The sequence below is a fragment of the Mesobacillus maritimus genome, assembly GCF_044803185.1.
Taxonomy (GTDB): domain Bacteria; phylum Bacillota; class Bacilli; order Bacillales; family Cytobacillaceae; genus Mesobacillus_B; species Mesobacillus_B maritimus_B.
On sequence record NZ_CP085225.1, the window covers coordinates 1,868,533 to 1,892,415 of the forward strand.

Consider the following 23,883-nt stretch of genomic DNA (forward strand, 5'->3'; position numbering starts at 1 on the left):
ATCAATCCTCTAATTATAAAATTATTCAACTATTTAATTATAACGTTTATTATAATCAATTTTTTTGATAATTAACATAAAAAACATTCGTTTTTAAAAGATGTAAGCGGTTGCTAAAATTAAATTAGATTTTCGGAAAAAAATTTCATTATTAAGAGGAGATAGCGAAAATCAATTTTAATTAAAAAGGGGAGATATTATAATGAATCATTTTAAGAGAAGTTTTGAGAGACCAAACAAAAGTTGGGTTGAAAAGTTTTCAGATATACCAACGCCTATAATAGGGGATGTAATGGGAAGACAAAATATTATGGATGCTAGAATCAGACCAACATGGGATGGGGCGCGATTTGTTGGACCTGCGTTAACCATTATGACTTATCCATCCGACAACTTTATGATTCATGTTGGGGTAAGCCTGGCTCAGGAAGGTGATATACTAATCGTTGATGCCGGGAACTATCAAAATGCTGGTTTATGGGGAGAAATTTTAACAATTAATGCAATGCAAAGAAAAGTGAAAGGGCTGGTAATGGACGGAGCGGTTAGAGATGTAAAAGAAATTGAAGAATTGCAGTTCCCGATGTTTGCATCTGGCATAAACGCTAGGGGCGGCTACAAGAGCAATCCCGGAAAAGTGAACGTTCCTGTGTCCTGCGGAGGGGTCGCTGTTTGTCCAGGAGATTTAATTGTTGCGGATGAAAATGGAATTGCGGTTATTCCAAGGCTAGATATTGAAAACATTTACGTGTTATGTATGAAAAAAATTGATTCTGAAAAAGAGATGATTGAACAGTTGAATCAAGGACAAGATACGTTTGAGATAATGAATATGCAAGAAACATTAGATAAACTTGGTATTAAAATTTATGAATAGTGTGGTGGTATAAATGTCCTTCTCTTTAGATCTCGCTCAATCTCTAGCATTAGCGGTAGTTGTTTTACTTATTGGCAGTGTGTTAAAGAAGAGAATTGGGTTTTTTAAGAAATATTTCATTCCCACTCCTGTAATAGGAGGGCTACTCTTCGCCATCATCATGTTGGTCGGTAATCAAACACAATCTTTTAGTGTGGAGCTTGATCAATCATTAAGTGGATTACTACTGATTGCATTCTTTACAGCAACTGGTTTCTCATTCAGTGTGAAAGACTTAAAGAAAACCGGAATAATAGGTTTGAAATTAGCAGTGTTAGTTATCGTATTAGTGATTTTACAAAATGCAATAATTCCACTAATTTCTCCCCTTGCCGGAATCGATCCTTTATTAGGACTAACGATGGCATCAATGTCGATGTCAGGTGGTCCTGGAACAGCAGCTGCATTTGGCCCAACATTAGAGAGTATGGGAATTGCAAACGCTACGTTGGTTGGACTTTCTGCTGCCACTTTCGGTTTAGTAATGGGAAGTATTGTAGGTGGACCAGTTGCAAACTATTTAATTAGAAAAAATAACCTATCTTCAAAAGATGTTAGTGAAACAATTGAACTTGACCTTTCTAGCAAATTGAATGAGTTAAATGATAAATCATTAATGAATGGCTCATTCGTCATCCTTATTTCAATGGGACTTGGAACATTGATGGTAATGTTGTTAAACCTTACTGGATTTACTTGGCCGGACTATGTTGGTGGGCTATTTGTAGCTGCTATTTTGAGAAATATCTTTGATTATATGAATATATCAATCAGTTTAAAATCAGTTAATATTATTGGAGCTATTGCTTTGAACTTATTTCTCGCCCTCACAATAATGGATTTAGAAGTATGGAATCTATTAAATCTTGCTATTCCAATGATTATTGTTTTAGCTGTTCAAACCATTTTTATGATGGTATTTGCCATTTTTGTCATATATAGAGTCATGGGGAAAAACTATGACGCTGCAGTAATGGCATCTGGTATGAGCGGTGTCGGTCTAGGTTCTACACCCAATGCGGTAGCAAACATGGAGGCGGTTATAGAAGAAAATGGTCCATCACCTAATTCAATGATCATTTTACCTGTCGTTGTAGCCGTCTTTTTGAGTGCACTTAACCCTATTATCATCACTGTATTTATCAATATTCTATAAGGTGATTTCTATGAAATCCTTTCGACCTTATGAATTCAAAGCCTTGTTATACGATAGAGTGGCTGGATATAGTTGACTGGGAGAAATTTAGAGGATAGAAACTAGTAGAAAGGAAATTAACAATGAAAATCTTTTTAAATGAATATATACATCCAACAGCAGTTGAGAAATTAAAAGATTATGCCGAAATTGTCACCGACTTTAAAAATGTAGAGGAAATCGATGCAATAATATTAAGAACAACCAATGTATCACGGGAGATTATTGAGAAAGCAAGTAATTTAAAAGTTATCGGAAAACATGGTGTGGGCTATGATACGATTGATATAAATGCAGCAAAGGAATATGGGGTAAAAGTTGTATATACTCCAAAATCAAATGTCCAATCTGTAGCAGAATTGATCGTAGCATTAATGACAAATGTTGCTAGAAACACTTCCATTGCTTTTGAAAAAGTAAAGAAAAGTGAAGTGAAAATGGTAGCGCCAAAAGAAATGGTTGGAGTAGAGTTACAAAGGAAAACATTGGGGCTAGTAGGTATGGGAAATATCGCGTTAGCTGCTACTGATATTTTGAAAAATGGTTATAGAATGGATGTTGTTGGTTACGATCCTTTTGTATCAGAAGAAAGATATCAGCAATTAGGTATAAAGAAGTACGAGAGCCTAGAAGAAATGCTTGGGGAAGCTGATTTTATTAATATTAGTGTACCTCTGACCGAAAGTACTAGGAATATGATAGATTTAGAAAAGTTGAAATGCTGTAAACCTAATGCAATTATTGTAAACACTGCTAGAGGTGGAGTAATTAATGAGGAAGATCTATATTTTGCCTTAAAAACGGGAGTAATTAGGGCAGCTGCAAGTGACGTTTTTATTCAAGAGCCGCCAACTGCAGAGAATCCCCTGACACAACTTGAAAACTTTGTAGCTACGCCACACCTTGGTGCATGCACAGAAGAAGCGATGATTCGAATGGGGATGACAGTAGTAGATGAAGTATTAGCTGTTTTAAAAGGGGAAGAGCCTCAATACTTAGTAGTTTAAAGGGAGAGTTGAAATACTAAAATGAGATGTAACTTTACTCTGTCTTTTAGTGGATTAAATTAAGACAAGATGAAAAATAGCAAAAAAAGGTATAATTCCTCGAATACTGAGAGTTGATGTGAAAGGCTTTTCGAGCGATTTGCTAACAAAATGCTAACATAAGGTATAAAAAGGGGCTTCTCATTAAATATCCTAATTTATGAGAAGCCCCTTTTTATCTCTGTAATATGGTATGGCATAGATGATTCAAAACCTAGATCGACTGCGGCCCTCACGGTTGCATCAATACACATATGCGTCAACATCCCTACAACCACTACCTAAGTTACTCCTTTATCTCTCAATTTGCTTTCTAAATCAGTTTTTAAAAAGCTGTTAGGGGAATTTTTTACGATAATGTTTTCGTCTAATGGTAGAACAGTTTCATGTAGTTCAGCCCCACTGTATCAGCGTGAAGTTTTTCATTTCAATAAAAATTACCAATGGAATAGAATTTTTATATTGAGTTAATTGTCTGATTCCTTTTGCGCCAGAACCACTTTTTTTACTTCTTGTTCTTTTTCCTTGTATAAAATTCGGCTGCCTTTTGGCGATTTCCGCACCGCTCCATACTGCACCACCGTCTTTTCCCAGATTTTGATGTATCCACAAAATAGAGAATGCAATCCTGGTGTTCACACTCCCTAATGCGGTCTGTAGAAATACTATCTAATGTATCAATAATCGAGTAGACAATATTGTAAATCACATGATCTCTTGCAGTTATTCCCTCGGAGACTAATTTTAAGTTTTCATGCTTCGAAACTATAGTCAAACCAACTTTTATTTGTTGAACAAACCTCTTTAATTGATCGACAGTATCTTGAGAGGGTTTTCCTTGTGGTTTTAATTCAGATAGAATCATTTTGCAAAGGTGACGAAGCGAATGGAGCTCCTCGATTAATTGATCAAGTAATTCTTCGTTTTCTAAAGCTAGAACATCAGACTCCCGTAATAGGTTATTTTCCTCAAGCCATTGGAAGGTTATTAATGGGTCGAGGAGGATATCAACCACTTGTTTATTGGATATATATTTCGTATTAATTAGGTTTATCCATGTAGCTCCACCTAATACGAATTGTAATTTGTCCATGAATATTTCACCTCAACAATTATTATAACCGTTAAAAAATTATTTACAAGTTAGAAAAAACGAAGTAATATATAACCATTAAAACAGAATATTAGAGGTTACGCAGTAAGTTGAATGTGCTTTAAGGTGGAGAGGTTTTTTCGAAATTAGTTAAATGGGGTGAAAATATGTCAGTACTATACAAAACAGTAAATATTAATAACATTAATATCTTTTATAGAGAAGCAGGTAGTACAAGTAATCCTACAATTCTACTGCTTCATGGCTTCCCGTCTTCTTCTCATATGTATCGAAATTTAATAACTAAATTGATGGATGAATATCATATTATTGCGCCAGATTATCCAGGTTTCGGAAATAGCGATCAACCCGAAATGGATGAATTTGAATATACTTTTGATAAGTTAGCCCATGTAACAAATGATTTTGTAGAAAAATTAAAATTAGAGAAATTTAGTATCTATGTTCATGATTACGGCGCACCAGTAGGATTCAGAATAGCAACGAAACATCCTGAACGAATTCAAGCCATTATAACTCAAAATGGAAATGCTTATGAGGAAGGATTATTGTCTGCTTGGGATCCTATACGCACTTATTGGGAAAATCCTACTGAGGAAAATAAGAATAATTTAAAAGCTCTTTTATCTGTAGACTTTACAGAGTATCAATATACAAATGGGACTCGTAACCCTGATCGAATTAGCCCCGATGCATGGAATATGGATCAATTCGTTTTGGATCGTCCTGATAATAAAGAAATACAACTTGCACTATTTTATGATTATCGAAACAACGTTAAACAGTATCCTAGCTGGCAGGAATACTTTAGAACACATCAGCCTCCTGTATTAGTAGCATGGGGGAGAAATGATATTTTCTTTGGACCGGAAGGAGCCTTGGCTTTCCAAAAAGACCTAAAAGATTCTGAGGTACATTTATTAAATACTGGGCATTTTCCTTTAGAAGAAGAACTAGAAACTAGTGAATTTCTGATAAAACAATTTTTAGGAGAACGATTGAAGTAGCTATGTTGATAATTGTGTTTGACCCTTGATAGATAAAAGGTGTTGAATGATCAGTTACACCTTCACTAATAAATATTCTAAGTCATGAGAAGTACGTCTCCGGGTTTCCTGAAACTCGTATTTAGATAAGGGGTGATAATTTGGAAGTGTTTCATCCAGGCGAACGAAAAGTCCAGTCTATGCTTAGTGTAACCAAAAGCGCAAATTTAGTTGGACGGACAATTCTACCTTTTATGAAGGAGTCTTTTCAATTTTTTATAGAATCACAGCCAATGGTAGTAATAGGTTCCACTGACCCGCAAGGGTATTTATGGAGCTCTTTAGTTTGTGGTAATCTTGGTTTCATCCGAATTATTAATGAAAGGATTATAAGGATTCATATAAAAAAACAAGAAAATGAAATGTTGTTTACTAATATAAACTCTAACAATAATGTCGGAATGATTGTTATTGATTTTTCATCAAGGATTAGGATTCGAATAAACGGTGTTGCTAATATTCTTGATGATGAAACAATTGAAGTAAAAACAGAGCAAGTATACGGTAACTGCCCCAAATTTATACAAGCAAGAAAGATAAAAATAAATAAGTTTGATGATAATAAAACAATTCAGACGTTACACCGTAAGAATTTAAATAACAATCAGGAGATTTGGATAGAGCAGGCGGATACTTTTTTTATATCAAGTTCAAATTCGTTAGGAAAAACAGATGTTTCTCACAGAGGAGGTCAAGCAGGCTTTGTAAGTATTCTTAATGAAACGACTCTCCTTTACCCTGATTACGTTGGTAATATGATGTTTAACACTCTTGGAAATATTGTTGAAAATACTAAAACAGGGTTGCTATTTATAGATTTTCAAAAGGGGCATACATTGCAACTAACTGGAGACTCTGAAATTATTTGGGATCTAACGGATGAAGAAAAATTAATATATAAAGGTGCCAAAAGATTAATAAAGTATGTTATATCTGGTGTAATAGAAAAACAGAACGCTAATATGTACTCGTGGGATTTTTTGAACTATTCTCCATTTAATCCCAAATAAGAAGGGGGAAAAACGATGCAGATTAATTTTACTGAACAATCAATTGCTCAATTATTGAAACAGTTAAATTCTAGTTCAAATCATTTATATTTAATTTATGGGCTTGGTGGATGTGGAAACCCACTAGATGGTACAATTCGCTTACATTTTATTGCTACTCTCCCAAGTAACAAAATAAAAATCCCAACAAACTGGATTCCCGTTTATACGGAACCCTCAACTTTAAAGTTCTTAGACGATATTCTTATAATAGATTTTCATTTTCAATCGGGACGGTACTTAGTAAAAAGTAATAACCAAATATATGGTTACTTCTCTAGTGTGAAACAATTATGAAAAGGATTAGTGTTAGTGATAGACAAAGTTGGAAGAATAATAAATTTATGATTCATGCTGGAAGGACATCCTTTTCAATCCTGTTGATATAAAGGTTAAAATAATTGATAAATAATCAAATTTTTTTATTTGCATACCTATCGTGGGTATGGTAAGGTGTAATCAAGTTAGGAGGTTAAGCATATGGAAAACACAGTGAAAGAAAATGCTTGCCATACAGAAGATGGTACGACTTGTCGAAAAAGTCATCATCCTGAACGTGTAAAAAAGGATTTAACAAGTCGATTAAATCGTATCGAGGGTCAAATTCGAGGCATTAAGGGAATGATCGATAAAGACGTTTACTGTGACGATGTGATTACACAACTTTCTGCCACACAATCTGCTTTAAATAGTGTGGCCAAAATTCTTTTCGAGGGTCATTTAAAAGGTTGTGTCGTAGATCGCCTTTCAGAAGGTGATGATGAGGTTTTAGATGAATTAGTGGTTACGATTCAAAAGCTAATGAAAAAATAAAAAAATTTTATATTTTATATACCCATACGATGTATAGTAATCTAGGTAACATTTCATTTAAAGGAGAGAGAAAACATGAAAAATACAACATTAAACGTACAAGGAATGTCATGTGGACATTGTGTTAAGGCTGTGGAAGGTAGCGTTGGTCAATTAGATGGTGTTAACCAAGTAAACGTAAAATTAGACGAAGCTTTGGTTGAAGTAGCCTTTAATGAATCAAAAGTATCACTTGATAAAATTAAAGAAACGATTGAAGATCAAGGATATGATGTAGAATAAGAGTGCTTTTAAAGCACTCTATCATTTTCATAAAAATATACCCCTTATAGGTATAGTGAAGGTGGGAAAGAACATGAGTACAGAAGCACTAGAAGTAAGTAAAGTAAAAGAAGCGAGTATTCAAATTACAGGAATGACTTGTGCAGCGTGTGCGACACGTATCGAAAAAGGGTTAAATAAAATGGAGGGCGTCGAGCAAGCATCTGTAAACTTGGCACTTGAAAAGTCTTCGATTAAATATGACCCATCAAAATTTAATGAATCAGATTTTGAAAAGAAAATTCAAGCACTGGGTTACGGTGTTGTGAAACAAAAAGCAGAATTTGAAATTACAGGAATGACTTGTGCAGCTTGTTCTACTCGTATAGAAAAAGGGTTAAACAAGATGGAGGGTGTTGCAACTGCGAACGTTAATTTAGCGCTTGAAAAAGCAACCATTGAATTTAATCCTTCAGAAGTAACAATTGCAGACATTATTGCAAAGGTAGAGAAGCTTGGGTACGGTGCACACCAAAAACAAGAGAATAAAGAGCAGGTAGATCACCGTGAAAAGCACATTAAAGATCAACAACGAAAATTCATTATTTCAGCCATATTATCGTTTCCATTATTATGGACGATGGTTGGGCACTTTTCTTTTACATCGTTTATCTATATGCCGGATTTCTTAATGAACCCATGGTTCCAAATGATATTAGCAACACCAGTACAGTTTATTATCGGGAAACAGTTTTATGTAGGTGCTTATAAAGCACTTCGTAATGGAAGTGCGAATATGGATGTACTTGTTGCTATGGGTACTTCTGCAGCCTATTTTTATAGTGTATATCAGGCGATTGTTACAGCTGGGACACACCACGGTCCACACCTATATTTTGAAACAAGTGCGGTGCTAATCACACTCATTCTTTTAGGCAAATTATTTGAGGCAAAAGCAAAGGGCCGTTCATCTGAAGCGATTAAAAAATTAATGGGACTTCAAGCAAAAACAGCGATCGTTTTACGTGATGATGTTGAAAAGGAGATACCATTAGAAGAAGTAGTCATTGGTGACACCATTTTAGTGAAGCCGGGCGAAAAAATTCCTGTTGATGGGGAAGTATTTGAAGGAACAACAGCCGTTGATGAATCCATGTTAACAGGTGAAAGTTTACCAGTCGATAAAAAACCCGGAGACTTACTATACGGATCCACCATTAACAAAAATGGTTTCATTAAAATGACAGCGACAAAAGTTGGACGTGACACGGCATTAGCCCAAATCATTAAAGTTGTAGAAGATGCACAAGGGTCAAAAGCACCGATTCAACGTATGGCAGATAAAATTTCGGGGATTTTTGTGCCGATTGTGGTGGGGATTGCGATCCTTACATTCCTAGTTTGGATCATCTGGGTTCTACCAGGAGAGTTTACACCTGCACTTGAAGTGTTAATTGCAATACTGGTTATTGCTTGTCCATGTGCACTCGGGTTAGCCACACCGACATCCATTATGGCCGGAAGTGGACGTGCAGCTGAATTTGGGATTTTATTCAAAGGTGGCGAGCACTTAGAACAAACACAAGGAATTAACACAGTAGTTGTTGATAAAACAGGTACAGTTACACACGGTAAACCTGTATTAACGGATGTTTTAGTAGCAGAAGGCCAAGATGAAGAGGAGTTTTTATCACTGCTTGGTGCAGCAGAAAAACAATCCGAGCACCCATTAGCAGAAGCGATCGTTCAGGGGATCCAAGAGAAAGGCATCAAGCTTGGGAACGTCCAATTCTTCGAAGCGATTCCGGGTTATGGAGTTCAATCAACTGTTTCAGGTCAAGCTGTTGTCATTGGAACACGTAAACTCATGCAGCAATACGGCATCGATATGACAGCCGTTCTCCCTGCAATGGAAAAATTAGAGCGCGATGGAAAAACAGCGATGTTAGCTGCTATAAATGGACAATATGCTGGACTAGTTGCCGTAGCAGATACCATAAAAGATACATCTCGAGAAGCTATTCGCCGTTTACAAAAAATGGGCATCAAAGTTATTATGATGACTGGTGATAACGAGCGTACAGCACAAGCAATTGGGAAAGAGGTAGGAGTTGATGCAGTCATTGCGGAAGTCCTTCCTGAAGGTAAGGCAGAAGAAGTGAAAAAGTTACAACAACAGGGTAAAAAAGTGGCAATGGTCGGTGACGGTATTAACGACGCTCCAGCACTAGCCACAGCAGATGTTGGGATGGCAATTGGTACAGGTACAGATGTCGCAATGGAAGCTGCGGATATTACGCTTATAAGAGGAGACCTCAATAGTATTGCAGATGCGATATTAATGAGCCGTAAAACGATGCGTAATATTAAGCAAAACTTATTCTGGGCATTTGCCTATAACACGATTGGAATTCCTATTGCGGCGGCTGGATTCCTTGCACCGTGGGTAGCAGGTGCAGCGATGGCATTTAGCTCTGTATCGGTTGTTCTCAACGCACTAAGACTGCAGAGAGTGAAGTTAAAAGCTTAAATGTGGAAAGGTAATTGATAGTTGATAGTATATAGCCTGCTGCCTTCTTGTGGGCAGTTTATATATTCACTATTTTATACCCTTCGGGAGTATAGTATATTATTTTCTTAAAAGAGGGGAGAAATGAATATGGGGGACGATGTTAAAAGAATGAAAATCGCAATAAATGGCGGAATAGGGTTTGGGGCAAAACTGAATTCAAAACAACTTCTAACCATTTCAAAATATATGAATGAAGAGGATGAACTTGAATTAACCACTTTCCAACAACTCTATATCGAAATTCCAGAAGATAAAAAAGATGAAATCATGGAAGAGTTTAAAAGTGTTGGATTAGCATGTTATCCGGTTGGAAACTTCGTAAAAAGCTTGAGAACCTGTAATTTTTGCAAAGGTGAAGAAGAGGAAGGAATGCCGGTAGCAAAAGAGATAAATCGTCGTATAGCAGGAAAGGCTGTACCCTTTACCCTAAAGGTTGCTTATACAGGTTGTCCTATTGGTTGCGGTGAACCCATGTTAAGCGACATAGGTATTATGAAAATGAGGGATCATTACAATTTATATGTTGGAGGAAAAGCAAAAGGGAAAGATGCTGAGGTCGGTTCCTTGCTGATGGAGCATCTAACACCAGAAGAATTATACGATACAGTAGAAAAGATCATTGCTGTATATTCACAAACGGGAAAGAAACGGGAGACATTCTATAAATTTTTAAAACGGATAGGTAGAGATAAATTGATAGGTTAATAATACTGAAAATAATCCGAAAATTGGAGGAGATTGAATTATGTTAACACATGCACAGACGGTTGCGCAACCCGACCCGAAGCGCTGGAAAGCACTTGCTTTATTGTGCACTGCGTTTTTCTTGACTATCATGGATACAACAATATGCAGGTTGCTCTGCCAGCCATCAAAGAAGGGCTCGGCTATACGCAGGTGAGTCTGCAATGGGTAATGAACGCATATATTATTTTCTTCGGAGGACTTCTGCTATTGGGAGGAAAGTTGAGCGATTTGTTCGGCCAACGGCGCATATTCATGTGGGGATTTTCAATCCTGACCCTGGCGTCTCTACTCGCAGGATTAGCTTGGAATGATTCGGTGTTAAACGTCGCACGTGCACTTCAGGGTGCCGGTTCTGCCTTAATAACACCGGCTGCAATGTCCATTGTAATGACATTATTTACCGCAAACCCGAAGGAAATGAATAAGGCGCTTGCTTTCTGGGGCCTTTCTGGTGCGGCGGGCGGATTGGCCGGTGTATTTCTTGGAGGAATCATTACGGAGTGGATTGGCTGGCGGTGGACGTTTTTGATCTACGTTCCCATCGGTGTTCTCGCTTTGGTCTTATCACCAGGGCTGCTACAAAAAGGTATACGTAGAAAGGGCCGTATCGATTATACTGGCGCTATCTCCATTACGGCTGCTATAGTCCTGTTCGTTTACGGCATCGTAACCGCAGAACACAATGGCTGGAGTTCACCTTCTGTTATATGGACAATGACTATTGGGGCCTTGTTATTCATCTTATTTATTTTTATTCAGGCCAAGAAGGAGGAGCCGCTCATGCCGCTTCGCATTTTTAAGATTCCCAACTTGGCTGCGGGCAATATTGCGCTTATTATGCTAAATGGAATGTGGATTCCATTCAATTATTTCATTATGTTGTACTTACAGCAGGTATTGAAATTTTCTCCTTTCGAAGCTGGAGCGGCCTTAATTCCGGCGCCGATACTAATAGCGATTACAATGATTTTTATAGCTGGAAAATTGGTTGAAAAATTCGGTTTAAAAGCCGTTCTATTTGTTGGATTTCTCGCACTTGGAGGTTCCATGCTCTTGCTTTCCTTCAACACAACGGTAGATGGAAATTATTTGGCTAACGTCCTATTGGCTTTACTATTGGCTTCTTTTGGTAGGGGACTAGCCTATATCCCAGCTCAAACGGCGGCTATATCAGGTGCCAAGCCGGAAGAGTCAGGGTTGGTATCGGGCATATACAATACAACGTCCCAGATCGGCGCGGCGATTAGCCTAGCCATTATTGTTGTAATTGCTGCAGCGACAACGGCCTCCAGTACCGCAGGAGACTCGGTCGTCGCTCTGAACGAGGGCTTTCAACAAGCGTTCTACTGGAGTGGGATGGTGGCCTTTGCAGGCGCTATATTGGCGCTTCTGTTTATCCGAACACCGAAGCAAGGAGAAGCGAATGGTCAAAGGTGATGCAATTATTAAAAGGGTTTGAACTAATAAGTAAGTGCAATGATAATGGGGCAGAATTCTTCTTGAAGGTCATTTGGAAGCTGTATTGAGATCGAATTAAAGAAGGCGACATGGAAGTATTAGATAAATTACTAGATACGATTTAAAAATGAATGAAAGAGTAACAGGAGATGATAGTGATGGAAAAAGTTACACATGCTGCAATTTCAGCTGTTAAAAGCGAATTTCAAGGAGGGTTAAAACCGGAATAGATCTCGTTACGGTGGATAAGCTTGAAGACTAAGAAAATAGGTTGAATTGTCTGCGATGGTTTTAAATACACAGCAACTGAAAAAGGTATAATTCTCTCAGATATTGAGGTAGTATACCTTTTTTTGCTTAGTTTTTTATCAGTTGCCTAGCAAATTTTCCCCGCAATAACCCGCAATAAATGGAGAATATCTGCATTTTTCTCTCTTTTATTTTTCTTTATTATACTCTCCCCATTGGCACATCTCTTGGATAATAGGCCATAGAGTTTGTCCTTTTTCGGCAAGGCTATATTCGACCTTTGGAGGAATTTGTGGGTATTCCTTACGATGTATTAAGCCATCACTCTCCATTTCCTTTAATGTAGAACTGAGAGTTTTATAGGTTATTTTCCCTATCATACGCTGAAGTTCATTATAGCGCACTGTACCATTTTTTGATAAATAGTAAATAATTAGCAACTTCCATTTACCGTTGATAATAGAAAGTGTGTAGCCAAAAAACGTCTCTTGATTGTCCGCAACATTCACTTTGGATTTTTTCATCTTTACACTATCCTCCTAGATAGTATGCGTCTAAAAAGTGCATACTGTTCGTTTATCTATACTCACTATATAATTCATTTAAATCCAAGTAAAGGGGGGAACGTGAAGGAAAAATATACATCTCTGGATTCAAATATTTATTTATAGAAAAGGTGCTATATAAGTGAATGTTTTGCAACTACGAAGAAAAATCGTTAGGAGGACAAAGAAAGTATGTTAACACAACAATATCAAGACAATATAGATACAACACTACAAAAAATCGAAGAGGCTGACGCAATTGTAGTTGGCGGTGCCGCCGGCATGTCTGCGGCGGCCGGATATAACTGGTATCAAGATGATGATAATTTTCGAAAGCATTTTAACGCATTCGCAGAAAAATATGGAATTGACAGCATCTTTGGAGGCTTTTACTATCGATTCCGCACGGAAGAAGAACGGTGGGCCTATCTTGCCACTTTGATCAACTTTGTAGCGGAGGTCCCTATCGGCCAGCCTTATAAGGATTTAAATAAAATACTAAGTAATAAAAACTATTATATTCTTACTACGAATCAAGATACCCAATTTTCACAAGAGTTCCCTGAAGAAAAAGTCAGTGCCATTCAGGGGAATTGGACCTATTTACAGTGTGGGGGTCCATGTCACGACGAAATTTACCCTTACGCGGAACAGGCAAAGGAACTGTGTGCCCACATCGATGGGACAAAAATTCCATCGAGCATGGTTCCCAAATGTCCGAAGTGTGGCGGCCAAATGGAACTGTGGGTACGTTCCTTTGTATTTTTAGAAGGAAGCAAATTTAGAGACGAGCATAAAAAATATCGTGAATTTCTTACAGAAAATCAACATAAGAAGGTCCTCTTTTTAGAGTTAGGCGTCGGTCTAATGACTCCGATGTTCATCAAAGAACCTTTCTGGAACATGACTCATCGTTGGCCGGACGCATACTACATCACCATCAATCCAAATCCGGAACATAACTTGTTGCCGGAGGAACTGAAGGATAAGGGTCTTGCCGTTGATGAAGATATTGCGCAAGTCATGCATGATGTTCTGGCCGAACAGCAAAAAAAGAAGAAACAAGGCGCGGTCTGACATTATAAGCAGATAGTACACAAGTACTAAGGAATTGGATTCGAATATTTCATCAAAATCTTTTAAAGGATGGAGAATCATATGAAAGAAAAATTTAGTAAGGTTTTAACAAAAATACAAGAGGCTGACGGGATTTTGATCGGCGCAAGCAATGGTCTCTCCATCTCGGAAGGCTACCATATTTTTGCAGAAAATACAGCCTTTCTAGAGAATTTTGGCGATTTTCGTGAAAAGTTTGGGTTTCGAAGTATTATACAAGGATGCTTTTACCCATTTCCTTCCGTGGAAGAAGAATGGGCATTTTTCAGCCGGATGTACAACTATTTTTTATACACTGACGGAGCCAGTCCTGTGATGAAGAGTCTTTATGAACTGGTTAAGGATAAAAACTATTTTGTGGTGACCTCAAATATAGATGATCATTTCAGACAGTCAGGATTTCCAAAGGAACGCCTCTTCGAGATAGAAGGCAATTGTCGGAATCTGCAATGTGTGAAGGGGTGTCATAATCAACTTTATCCAGGCGATGAAATAATGAGCGAAATGGCTCAAAAACAAGAGTATGGAAAGGTTCCGCTGGATCTTATTCCTAAGTGTCCAGAGTGTGGCGGACCCATGCAAGTCCATATCGAAGTTGATCGGAATTTCCTAAAGGGAGAGTCTTGGCAAACCAGTTATCAGACTTATCAGGATTTTGTTGAGAAAGCCCATGGTAAGAAATTAGTCCTGCTGGAATTGGGTGTAGGTGCAAGAAATCAAATGATAAAAGCCCCATTTATGAACCTAACCAATCAGGAGGAAAATGCTACCTACATTACTCTTAATAAAGGACGGGAGCTATATATTCCAGATGCCATTGCTGCTATATCCATTGGAATCGACGGCAATATTGCGGAAGTGTTACAGCAATTAGTTCAGATGAAATAGGCTGAATCAGATATAAGAAAATAGGGGAGGAATGGAAAGGTGTTTCTAGAAAATATTCTGAATGATCCTGTTTGTGAACCTATCAAAAAGCCTTATAAACAATGGTATACATTTATGGAAGAAACAATCGAGTTTTGGCTGCCGGATAGTGAATGGCATACGAAAACACATTGCGCTCGCGTGCTACTCTTGGCACTTGTTATCGGACACCAAAAAGGTCTAAGTGATGAAGAAAAGAATGCGCTGGCAATGGCAGCTGTTTTCCATGATTCCCGTCGCCTTGATGATGGGATTGATAGAGGACATGGTAGTCGTGCAGCAAAGTATTACAAAGATTTTTGCCATGAGCACGATTTGCCTTATGATGAGCAAACATACTATATCACCTACTACCATGACCAGGACGATTCTCTTGGCTTGTCCGAGATTGCAAAGTCTCCAATGCTCAGTGAGCGAGCTGTACTGCTATATCAGATTTTTAAGGATGCTGACGCATTGGATCGCTTCCGTCTGGGGCCGGATGGTTTGGATGTGAATTTTCTTCGAACCGAAGAAGCACATGGACTTGTTGAATTTGCAAAATATCTCTTACGTAGAAGCAGTGAAACGAATGCATAAAAAATCTGTTTATCGTGAGCAAGTCCGAGCGTATTTTCCTAGCTTAGGAGGAAAGTGTTATGAACAAGTATATTGACGATAGCTTCGCCCTCCATACAGACCTGTACCAAATCAATATGGCTGAAGCCTATTGGGAAGATAACATTCATACCAAAAAGGCAGTATTCGAAATGTATTTTCGAAAATTACCATTTGGAAACGGTTATGCAATTTTTGCTGGATTAGAAAGAATCATTGATTATCTTCAAACCTTTCACTTTTCAGATAGCGATTTGGAATATTTGGAGGAACTTGGCTATCAAGAAGACTATATTGACTTTTTGCGAACGGTTCTTTTACAGGAAATGTTCGTGCAATGAAAGAAGGGGAAGTTGTATTTGGCAACGAACCTATTCTTCGCATCGAAGCACCGCTCGCTGAAGCGCAACTCATCGAGACGGCTTTGTTAAATATCGTAAACTATCAAACACTTATCGCAACCAAAGCTTCTCGAATCAAACAAGTTGTGGGTGACCAACCGGTCTCAGAGTTTGGTACAAGACGCGCGCATGAATTTGATGCCGCCATATGGGGTACAAGAGCTGCTTATATTGGTGGGTTCTCTGGCACAAGCAATGTTCGAGCAGGAAAAAAGTTTGGTCTTCCTGTTTCAGGAACACATGCCCATTCCTTTGTTCAAGCATATCAAGATGAATACATCGCTTTCCATAAATATGCGAAACGTCACAAAGATTGTATCTTCTTAGTGGACACCTATGACACGCTAAAATCAGGTGTTCCAACGGCAATCAAAGTGGCGAAAGAACTAGGAAATCAAATAAATTTTGCAGGCATTCGGTTAGATAGTGGAGATTTGGCTTACCTCTCCAAAGAAGCTAGAAAGCTATTAGATCAGGCAGGGTTCGTTGACACGAAAATAATAGCTTCGAATGATCTTGATGAATATACGATTATGAGCTTAAACGCACAAGGAGCAAAAATCGATGCATGGGGTATTGGTACCAAAGCCATTACCGCTTTCGATCAACCGGCCTTAGGCGCTGTGTACAAACTGGTCTCGATTGAAGATGACAACGGACAGATGCGTGATACGATTAAAATTTCTGCGAGCCCTGAAAAAGTCACGACACCAGGATTAAAAAAGGTATACCGCATTATCAACAATCACACGAAAAAGTCAGAAGGGGATTATATCGCCTTAGCCAACGAACAACCAGAAAAAGAAGCCAAACTTCATATGTTTCATCCCGTGCATACGTATATTGGAAATTTCGTTACCAATTTAACGGCGAAAGACTTGCACGAAGATATTTTCGACCGTGGCACACTAGTGTATGAAAGTCCCCCGGTCCAAGATATTCAATCCTATGCTGGGCAACAACTAAACCTTTTATGGGAAGAGTACAAACGTTCATTAAATCCAGCGGAATATCCTGTGGATTTAAGTCAGGCTTGTTGGGACAACAAAATAAAAAACATTGAGGAAGCAAAAAAACACAACCGAAAATCTGTATCCATCTAAGGGGGACAACAGGATAGAAGGAAATTCTTTTTTGGGGTGGTTAAACTGGCAAAAGAAGCGTTATTAATTGTTGATATGAGTAATGATTTTATAGCGGATGATGGAGCATTAACTGCTGGTAAGCCAGCACAAGAAATTGTGCCTTATATTAAGGATCTGGCAACTAGATTTTTAGCAGAAGGAAATGCAGTTGTCGTAACAATGGATGCACACCAGCCAAATGACCCACACTTTGAATTATGGCCACCACATAATATTGTCGGTACTCAAGGGCAACAATTGTACGGGGAATTAGAAGATTGGTATCAAGAAAATAAAAATCACGGCAATCTATTTTATACGCCTAAAACGAACTATAATGCATTCTTTAAAACAGGTTTGGCTGAAACGTTAAGAAATTTAGAGTAGAAAAGGTTCATATTGTTGGGGTAACTACGGATATTTGTGACTTTTTAACCGTTGCAGGGGCAGACGCAGAAGGATTCAAGACGGGCATTCATAAACGAGGTGTAGCAACATTTACGGATCTTGGGGAAACAATGGTAAACCATATGAAACTTTGCTTCCATACTGAAGTGATTGAATAAACGAAACCAATTTAGGTCGGTGAAATAAATGATTGATTTTTTACAACGAATTAATGAACTAGCGAAAAAGCAGCGTGAAGAAGGATTGACTAATGCTGAAAAAGTCGAGCAACAGGTTCTTCGAGAAGACTATTTACGTGCAATACGGGGACAAGTGCTCCATACATTCTCTAGTGTGAAGGTGCTGGACCCACTTGGAAATGATGTAACACCCGAAAAAGTTCGGAATTTAAATACAAAAGATTAAAAGCATCTATAAGAATGGGAGATTAAAGTGAAAGATTATCTAGTAAAAGCCATTGCTCACAATAAACAAGTGCGTGCCTATGCCGCTATTACAACTGAAACGATCGAGGAAGCGAGACGCCGCCATGATATGCTTGCGGTTGCTTCTGTGGTTCTGGGACGTTCTATGACAGCTGGGGTCATACTTGGTGCCATGCTAAAAGGAGAAGAAAAACTAACCATTAAGATGAATGGCGGCGGACCAATTGGAACCATCCTTGTTGATGCTAATGCCAAAGGAGAAGTGAGAGGATATGTTTCAAATCCTCATGCCCACGCAGGTGTGAATCATCAGGGTTTACTTGATATTAAATCAGCGGTGGGCATAAATGGGATCCTTTCCGTTACGAAAGATATTGGCTTGAATCACCCGTTCATTGGCCAGGTACCCATTGCGTCAGGTGAAATCGGTGAGGATTTTGCTTCTTATCTATTGCATTCAGAACAAGTTCCTTCCTCTGTTGGTGTTGGTGTACTAGTAAACCCGGACTCTACCATTCAAGCTGCTGGTGGTTTTCTTATTCAGCTTATGCCGAACACAGAAGAAGAAACCATTCGTTTCATAGAAGAACGTTTATTAGCGATGCCTTCCATTTCTTCGATGATTGGGGAAGGTGTAACACCAGAACAAATTCTTCAACAGATACTTGGCGAAGAACATGTTAGCATTCTAGAAACAATGCCAGTTGAATTCCGATGTGAATGCTCTAGAGATAGAATCTCGAACGCTCTATTAAGCCTAGGAAGCGAAGAAATCCAAGATATGATCGATAAGGATGGACAGGCTGAAGCACAATGCCATTTTTGTAATGAAAACTACTATTTTAGTAAAGAGGATTTAGAAGCTTTATTAGAAGTTGGCAATTCATAGAGTACGAGTTAAAGACCATATAATCATCTCTTCCTTCCCTGGCAGCAGGGGTTATTGTTTTTGATAAAAGTACTACAGAAAGAAAGGAGAAAGACAAATGGAGAAAGCACCAAAAGACACACGTGTAGTTGTGGGAATGTCAGGCGGGGTTGATTCTTCCGTTGCTGCACTGCTCCTAAAAGAGCAAGGCTATGACGTAATTGGAATATTCATGAAGAACTGGGACGATACGGACGAATTTGGTGTTTGTACAGCAACAGAAGACTATGATGACGTGATCCGCGTCTGCAACCAACTGGGTATCCCCTATTATTCCGTAAATTTTGAAAAGCAGTATTGGGACAAGGTATTCACCTACTTCTTGGAGGAATATAAGTCAGGGAGAACACCGAATCCTGATGTGATGTGCAATAAAGAAATCAAATTCAAGGCATTTTTGGATCATGCGATTCAACTTGGAGCCGATTATGTGGCTACTGGACATTATGCACGAGTGGTTAGAGAAAACGGAAAAGTTCACATGTTAAGAGGGAAAGATGCAAATAAGGATCAAACTTATTTTCTAAATCAATTAACGGAGGAACAGTTAAGTAAGGTGTTATTCCCAATAGGCGATATGGAAAAACAAAACGTAAGGGAAATAGCTGTCGAAGCTAATCTGGTTACCGCATCCAAAAAAGACAGCACTGGTATTTGCTTCATTGGTGAACGAAACTTCAAAGAATTCTTAAGTGGTTATTTGCCTGCTCAAAAGGGGAATATGGAAACATTCGACGGCAAAGTTGTCGGACATCATGATGGATTAATGTACTATACAATCGGACAAAGGCATGGCTTGGGGATTGGTGGCAATGGTGATCCTTGGTTTGTAATTGGAAAGGATATCGAAAGGAATGTCCTATATGTTGGACAGGGTTTCCACCATGAAATGCTCTATTCAGATAGCATCATTGCAGATGATGTAAGCTGGATTTCAAAGGGGGAGATACTCGATACATTTGAATGTACGGCAAAATTCCGCTATCGCCAACAAGACAATAAAGTAACGGTAGAAGTGTTGGATGATTCCAAAGTAAGAGTCACTTTCCACGAACCGATTCGTGCCATAACTCCTGGACAAGCAGTTGTCTTTTATCAAGGAGAAGAATGCCTTGGTGGAGGAATCATTAACGGAGTGTATCGGGACGATAAACAATTAACTTATGTGGGGTAAATTAGAAGCCAGACTAACTGTTCTATTTGTGATGTAAGACTACATTTCAATTACTACAAAAGGGAAGAGTGGCATGAATCAAATTGAAAAGGTTAAGACAATTTCAATAGAAGAAAGAAAACAACTTATATTGTTACTTAAGATATATTCTAAAAAAGAAATAGATATGGCATTACGTCATTTAAAAAGAGTGAGATAACGGAGCCTTAATGTAGTAACTTCTAACGGGACATTCGTTTGGATTTAAAGTAAGGTGCCACGTTTGTAAAAAGATGTGATGGATCAAGGGGGATAAGTAATGCAGACGGAAATTTCTATATTACTTGCATTTGGTGCAGGTTTATTAGCTTTTGTTTCACCTTGTGTATTTCCTTTATATCCTGCGTTTTTGTCATATATAACTGGAATGAGTGTATCAGATATACAAAGCGGAAAATTAAGAGGCCAACGAAAAGCCATTTTTCATACTGTTTTCTTTTTATTAGGATTTTCAATCATCTATTTAGTGCTTGGATTAGGAGCTACTGGAAGTACAAGTTTACTAGAAATCTGGTATGTTCAATATGGTGATTTGATACGACAAATAGGAGCTATTTTAATCGTGTTCTTTGGTTTAGTCACTGTTGGGTTATTTCAGCCAAAGTTTTTGATGAAGGACCGAAAACTAAACATTCAAAATAAACCATCTGGTTATATCGGTACAGTATTAATTGGCCTAGCTTTTGCATTAGGCTGGACACCTTGTATGGGTCCAATATTAGCAGCAACGTTAGCGCTTGTTGGCGCAAATCCATCGCAAGGTCTATGGTATATGACTTCATATATTTTAGGCTTTAGTATCCCGTTTTTCTTAATGGCCTTTTTTATTACTAAATTCAAGTGGATAGGAAAATACAGTGGTACGTTTATGAAAATTGGTGGTGGAATTATGATCGTAATGGGAGTTGTATTGTTTTTTGATAAATTTTCATTCTTTAATTCATTTTTAACACCGTTTTTTGGAGATTTTCAAGGATTTTAGAATTTCGATGTACAGAAGTGAATGAGTATAACTGGCTTCAAATAATACTTATTCACAGTTAAATAACCTATTTTAAAGAAGAACACCTAATTAAACAAAGTCATTAGCTGCAGTACAAGGATACTGTTGAAAAATGGAGAGACGATTACGTTTTAGTAATCGTCTCTTTGGTGTTTGAATGATACATGGTTCATTAATACTCTGCATCAACCCTATTGTTCTTATTATATTTGATAATAATACAGGCAGGGTCAAGTTTAACGATTAAACTCCTCTTACCTAGAAATTTTTAATTAACGATTGAAACTATGTTATATTAAGTTAAAATTATTATTGCTGAAAACAAGCCATATTCTTTTTGGTTATCAGAATTTTCTTTAAGGACCTTTCTTCTTATTATTCATTTATAGGTACTTCATCTCTTGGGTTTGATATTTAAGGACATTTGTTGAAATCATCCATAATTACGTAAAAGTCAAAAATAATATATGAACAGATTAATTGGGAAGATTTTAGGCTAAGGGAGTTGCATCATGATACGAATAGCAATAGTCGAAGACGAAATTATTTACCAAGAACAGTTGATAGAATATCTTCATAGGTTTGAGAAAGAACGTGGTGAAACCATTGAAATAAAAGCGTTTTCTGATGGTGATGAGATTGTTGAAAACTATAAGGCGGAGTTTGATATCATTTTAATGGATGTTCAAATGCGCTTTATGGATGGAATGTCTGCAGCTGAAGAGATTAGAAAATCGGATCCTGTTGTTGTGATCATTTTTATTACGAATGCGGCACAGTATGCCATCAAAGGTTATGCGGTAGATGCATTGGACTATGTATTAAAGCCGATTTCCTATTTTCAGTTTTCCGAGCGCTTGAATCGGGCTGTTGATCGAATGAAAAAACGGGAAACGAATTTTATTACTATAAGATTAAAAGGTGGGGGAGTCCAACGTCTTCAGGTCTCAGATATTTATTATATAGAAAGTCAAGGACATAAGCTTGTTTTTAGTACGAAAGAAGGAGAATTTGTTGGGACAGGAACCATGAAGGAATTGGAAAAAGAATTGTCAAGCGATCATTTTTTTCGTAGCAATAAAGGCTATTTGATAAATTTAGAACATGTAGAAGGTATGAATGAGAGCTGTGCTGTAGTTAGAGGTGAAAACTTGCTTGTAAGCCGGAACAAAAGGAAACCGTTCATGGAAGCCTTGTCTAATTATTGGGGAGAAGTGATAAAATGACCGATGTCCTACCAGATATACCAAGATTGTATACTGCCTTGGCTGAGTGGCTCGCTTGTATCATTTACATCTCGATATTAAAAAAACGACTCAATGGATGGAAGCTCTTAACTCTATCAGGAGGATTTCTGATTGTACAATCTGTTTATTTGGTTTTGACAAAAGACTTACCAATTGCTTTTTGGATTCCAACGATGATTGTAGCGATAGGGATGATGTTTTCTCTTATTTATATGAGTTGCGAGATCAGTGTTCTTGAGGCAGGTTATTTCAGCATTAGGGCATTTGTTGCAGCAGAACTTGTGGCATCATTAGAATGGCAGGTACATTCCTTTTTCTTAATGGGTGAGAAAATTGATGGGATGTATGATCTGCTTCTTTTGGTTTTTATATACGGGCTTTCCTTTTTCTTAATCTGGTTGTTAGAAAAACGCCATATACCGGAAGAAGGTAAATTGAATATTAGACAGAGGGAGTTTTGGTCAACAGTAGTGATAGGACTAGCGGTTTTTGCCATCAGCAATTTAAGTTTTGTCACTTCAAGAACACCTTTTAGCGGGAATTATGCTAAAGATATCCTCAATATTCGTACTTTGGTCGATTAGGTGGGTTTGCCATCTTATATGCATACCATATTCAATTAAATGGGTTTAGAATCAGGCGTGAATTAGAAGCTGTGCAAAATATTCTTCAGAACCAATATGTGCAATATCAACAATCAAAAGAAAGCATAGACATTATAAACTATAAGTACCATGATCTAAAAAATCAAATTATCGCTCTTAGAGCAGAACAAGATCCAGATAAGCGGAATGCCTTTTTGACAAAGATGGAAAATGAAATCAAATTCTATGAAGCGCAGTACAAGACAGGGAACACCGTGTTGGATACAGTACTTGCAAGCAAAAACATTTATTGTATCAAGAATGATATTACCTTAACCTGTGTAGCGGACGGTACATTGTTAAACGATATGGATGTCATTGATATCTGTACCATTTTTGGAAACGCCTTAGATAACGCAATAGAATATGAACAACAAATTGAAGAAAAGGAAAAAAGATTAATCCATGTTTCGGTATTTTCTCAAAAGGGGTTTCTTATGATTCGATTTGAAAATTATTTTGAAGGGGAACTTAAACTTGAAGGAGATTTACCGGCAACAACTAAAGAAAATTCGTATTACCATGGTTATGGGTTAAAGAGTATTCGATATGCGGTAGAGAAGTATGATGGCGTTGTAAATGTAAATCAAAAAGACAATTGGTTTGAACTAACCATTTTAATTCCCTTATCGAACTAGAAAAAAATAAGGCTTGGATATACACAATATGTATGTCTAAGCCTTTTTATTTTTCAAAAAAATAGGACGGTGAATACCGTTTGTGCAAAAATACCTACAGTTTATGCGACGGTTCCTCACGGAGAAATTAACCGTGTTACAATTCAAACACATAACGAAATAGAGAGATAACAGATGGGATTATCCATAAAAAAATGAAAA

The 23,883-nt window shown here is 37.7% G+C and carries 26 protein-coding genes and 1 pseudogene; 24 read left to right on the plus strand and 3 right to left on the minus strand.

The genetic code is table 11. The features are described from left to right. Positions 1-202 precede the first annotated feature (202 nt). The 3 genes from LG336_RS08865 (at position 203) to LG336_RS08875 (ending at position 3,118) form a co-directional block, all read left to right on the plus strand. Positions 203-877, plus strand: coding sequence for a 4-carboxy-4-hydroxy-2-oxoadipate aldolase/oxaloacetate decarboxylase (locus LG336_RS08865; protein ID WP_404332217.1), 675 nt, complete (start codon positions 203-205; stop codon positions 875-877). A 13-nt stretch (positions 878-890) separates the two neighbouring features. Continuing rightward, positions 891-2,072, plus strand: coding sequence for a sodium/glutamate symporter (gene gltS, locus LG336_RS08870; protein ID WP_404332218.1), 1,182 nt, complete (start codon positions 891-893; stop codon positions 2,070-2,072). Between the two features lie 122 nt (positions 2,073-2,194). Next, on the plus strand, positions 2,195-3,118 hold the full coding sequence (locus LG336_RS08875; protein ID WP_404332219.1) for a hydroxyacid dehydrogenase: 924 nt from the start codon (positions 2,195-2,197) through the stop codon (positions 3,116-3,118). Positions 3,119-3,315: 197 nt separating this feature from the next. Here the strand turns inward: LG336_RS08875 and LG336_RS08880 are convergent, their stop codons facing one another. Together LG336_RS08880 and LG336_RS08885 are read right to left on the minus strand one after the other, a co-directional pair. Next, positions 3,316-3,435 carry an isochorismatase family protein gene (locus LG336_RS08880; protein ID WP_404332220.1) on the minus strand — a complete coding sequence of 40 codons (120 nt, stop codon included), beginning with the start codon at positions 3,433-3,435 and terminating at the stop codon, positions 3,316-3,318. A 227-nt stretch (positions 3,436-3,662) separates the two neighbouring features. Continuing rightward, complete coding sequence (locus LG336_RS08885) at positions 3,663-4,250, minus strand: CGNR zinc finger domain-containing protein (protein WP_404332221.1); 588 nt, start codon at positions 4,248-4,250, stop codon at positions 3,663-3,665. Positions 4,251-4,417: 167 nt separating this feature from the next. Between LG336_RS08885 and LG336_RS08890 the strand changes: the two genes are divergently transcribed. The 8 genes from LG336_RS08890 (at position 4,418) to LG336_RS08925 (ending at position 12,196) form a co-directional block, all read left to right on the plus strand. Further along, positions 4,418-5,278 (plus strand): alpha/beta fold hydrolase, encoded by an 861-nt coding sequence (locus LG336_RS08890; protein WP_404332222.1) that lies wholly within the window; start codon positions 4,418-4,420, stop codon positions 5,276-5,278. Positions 5,279-5,424: 146 nt separating this feature from the next. Further along, positions 5,425-6,327, plus strand: coding sequence for a pyridoxamine 5'-phosphate oxidase family protein (locus tag LG336_RS08895; protein ID WP_404333121.1), 903 nt, complete (start codon positions 5,425-5,427; stop codon positions 6,325-6,327). A gap of 15 nt (positions 6,328-6,342) precedes the next feature. After that, positions 6,343-6,663: an iron-sulfur cluster biosynthesis family protein gene (locus LG336_RS08900; protein ID WP_404332223.1), complete on the plus strand. Its 321-nt coding sequence runs from the start codon at positions 6,343-6,345 to the stop codon at positions 6,661-6,663. A gap of 183 nt (positions 6,664-6,846) precedes the next feature. Then, the gene (locus tag LG336_RS08905) at positions 6,847-7,179 is read left to right on the plus strand and encodes a metal-sensitive transcriptional regulator (protein ID WP_404332224.1); all 333 of its coding nucleotides are present in this window, start codon (positions 6,847-6,849) and stop codon (positions 7,177-7,179) included. A 75-nt stretch (positions 7,180-7,254) separates the two neighbouring features. Beyond that, positions 7,255-7,461, plus strand: coding sequence for a copper chaperone CopZ (gene copZ, locus LG336_RS08910; RefSeq protein ID WP_404332225.1), 207 nt, complete (start codon positions 7,255-7,257; stop codon positions 7,459-7,461). Between the two features lie 73 nt (positions 7,462-7,534). Then, positions 7,535-9,970: a heavy metal translocating P-type ATPase gene (locus tag LG336_RS08915; protein WP_404332226.1), complete on the plus strand. Its 2,436-nt coding sequence runs from the start codon at positions 7,535-7,537 to the stop codon at positions 9,968-9,970. Between the two features lie 129 nt (positions 9,971-10,099). Beyond that, positions 10,100-10,717, plus strand: coding sequence for a nitrite reductase (locus LG336_RS08920; protein WP_404332227.1), 618 nt, complete (start codon positions 10,100-10,102; stop codon positions 10,715-10,717). A 144-nt stretch (positions 10,718-10,861) separates the two neighbouring features. Then, positions 10,862-12,196, plus strand: a complete 1,335-nt coding sequence (locus tag LG336_RS08925) for an MFS transporter (RefSeq protein WP_404333122.1) — start codon at positions 10,862-10,864, stop codon at positions 12,194-12,196. A gap of 458 nt (positions 12,197-12,654) precedes the next feature. On the opposite strand, the gene LG336_RS08930 is transcribed toward LG336_RS08925, so the two are convergent. Continuing rightward, positions 12,655-12,990, minus strand: a complete 336-nt coding sequence (locus LG336_RS08930) for a winged helix-turn-helix transcriptional regulator (protein ID WP_404332228.1) — start codon at positions 12,988-12,990, stop codon at positions 12,655-12,657. Between the two features lie 213 nt (positions 12,991-13,203). On the opposite strand from LG336_RS08930, the gene LG336_RS08935 reads away from it, so the two are divergent. From LG336_RS08935 to LG336_RS08995, 13 genes and pseudogenes are all read left to right on the plus strand, one after another. Continuing rightward, positions 13,204-14,088, plus strand: a complete 885-nt coding sequence (locus tag LG336_RS08935) for an NAD-dependent protein deacetylase (RefSeq protein WP_404332229.1) — start codon at positions 13,204-13,206, stop codon at positions 14,086-14,088. 81 nt (positions 14,089-14,169) lie between these two features. Further along, positions 14,170-15,015, plus strand: a complete 846-nt coding sequence (locus tag LG336_RS08940; RefSeq protein WP_404332230.1) for a Sir2 family NAD-dependent protein deacetylase — start codon at positions 14,170-14,172, stop codon at positions 15,013-15,015. Positions 15,016-15,054: 39 nt separating this feature from the next. After that, positions 15,055-15,633 (plus strand): hypothetical protein, encoded by a 579-nt coding sequence (locus LG336_RS08945; protein ID WP_404332231.1) that lies wholly within the window; start codon positions 15,055-15,057, stop codon positions 15,631-15,633. Positions 15,634-15,692: 59 nt separating this feature from the next. Then, positions 15,693-17,155, plus strand: a pseudogene (locus LG336_RS08950) (nicotinate phosphoribosyltransferase). Positions 17,156-17,191: 36 nt separating this feature from the next. Next, positions 17,192-17,563 carry a cysteine hydrolase family protein gene (locus tag LG336_RS08955; RefSeq protein WP_404332232.1) on the plus strand — a complete coding sequence of 124 codons (372 nt, stop codon included), beginning with the start codon at positions 17,192-17,194 and terminating at the stop codon, positions 17,561-17,563. 207 nt (positions 17,564-17,770) lie between these two features. After that, on the plus strand, positions 17,771-17,989 hold the full coding sequence (locus LG336_RS08960) for a DUF896 domain-containing protein (RefSeq protein WP_404332233.1): 219 nt from the start codon (positions 17,771-17,773) through the stop codon (positions 17,987-17,989). Between the two features lie 27 nt (positions 17,990-18,016). Continuing rightward, positions 18,017-18,898, plus strand: coding sequence for an Hsp33 family molecular chaperone HslO (gene hslO, locus LG336_RS08965; RefSeq protein ID WP_404332234.1), 882 nt, complete (start codon positions 18,017-18,019; stop codon positions 18,896-18,898). 97 nt (positions 18,899-18,995) lie between these two features. Next, complete coding sequence (gene mnmA / locus LG336_RS08970) at positions 18,996-20,111, plus strand: tRNA 2-thiouridine(34) synthase MnmA (RefSeq protein WP_404332235.1); 1,116 nt, start codon at positions 18,996-18,998, stop codon at positions 20,109-20,111. A gap of 73 nt (positions 20,112-20,184) precedes the next feature. After that, on the plus strand, positions 20,185-20,310 hold the full coding sequence (locus LG336_RS08975) for a hypothetical protein (RefSeq protein WP_404332236.1): 126 nt from the start codon (positions 20,185-20,187) through the stop codon (positions 20,308-20,310). 99 nt (positions 20,311-20,409) lie between these two features. After that, entirely contained in the window at positions 20,410-21,132 is a 723-nt protein-coding gene (locus tag LG336_RS08980; protein ID WP_404332237.1) for a cytochrome c biogenesis CcdA family protein, read from the plus strand. A gap of 533 nt (positions 21,133-21,665) precedes the next feature. After that, complete coding sequence (locus tag LG336_RS08985) at positions 21,666-22,379, plus strand: LytR/AlgR family response regulator transcription factor (protein ID WP_404332238.1); 714 nt, start codon at positions 21,666-21,668, stop codon at positions 22,377-22,379. Next, positions 22,376-22,984: a hypothetical protein gene (locus tag LG336_RS08990; protein ID WP_404332239.1), complete on the plus strand. Its 609-nt coding sequence runs from the start codon at positions 22,376-22,378 to the stop codon at positions 22,982-22,984. Before LG336_RS08985 ends, LG336_RS08990 begins: the two co-directional genes overlap by 4 nt. Before the next feature lie 71 nt (positions 22,985-23,055). After that, entirely contained in the window at positions 23,056-23,682 is a 627-nt protein-coding gene (locus tag LG336_RS08995) for an ATP-binding protein (protein WP_404332240.1), read from the plus strand. Positions 23,683-23,883 lie beyond the last annotated feature (201 nt).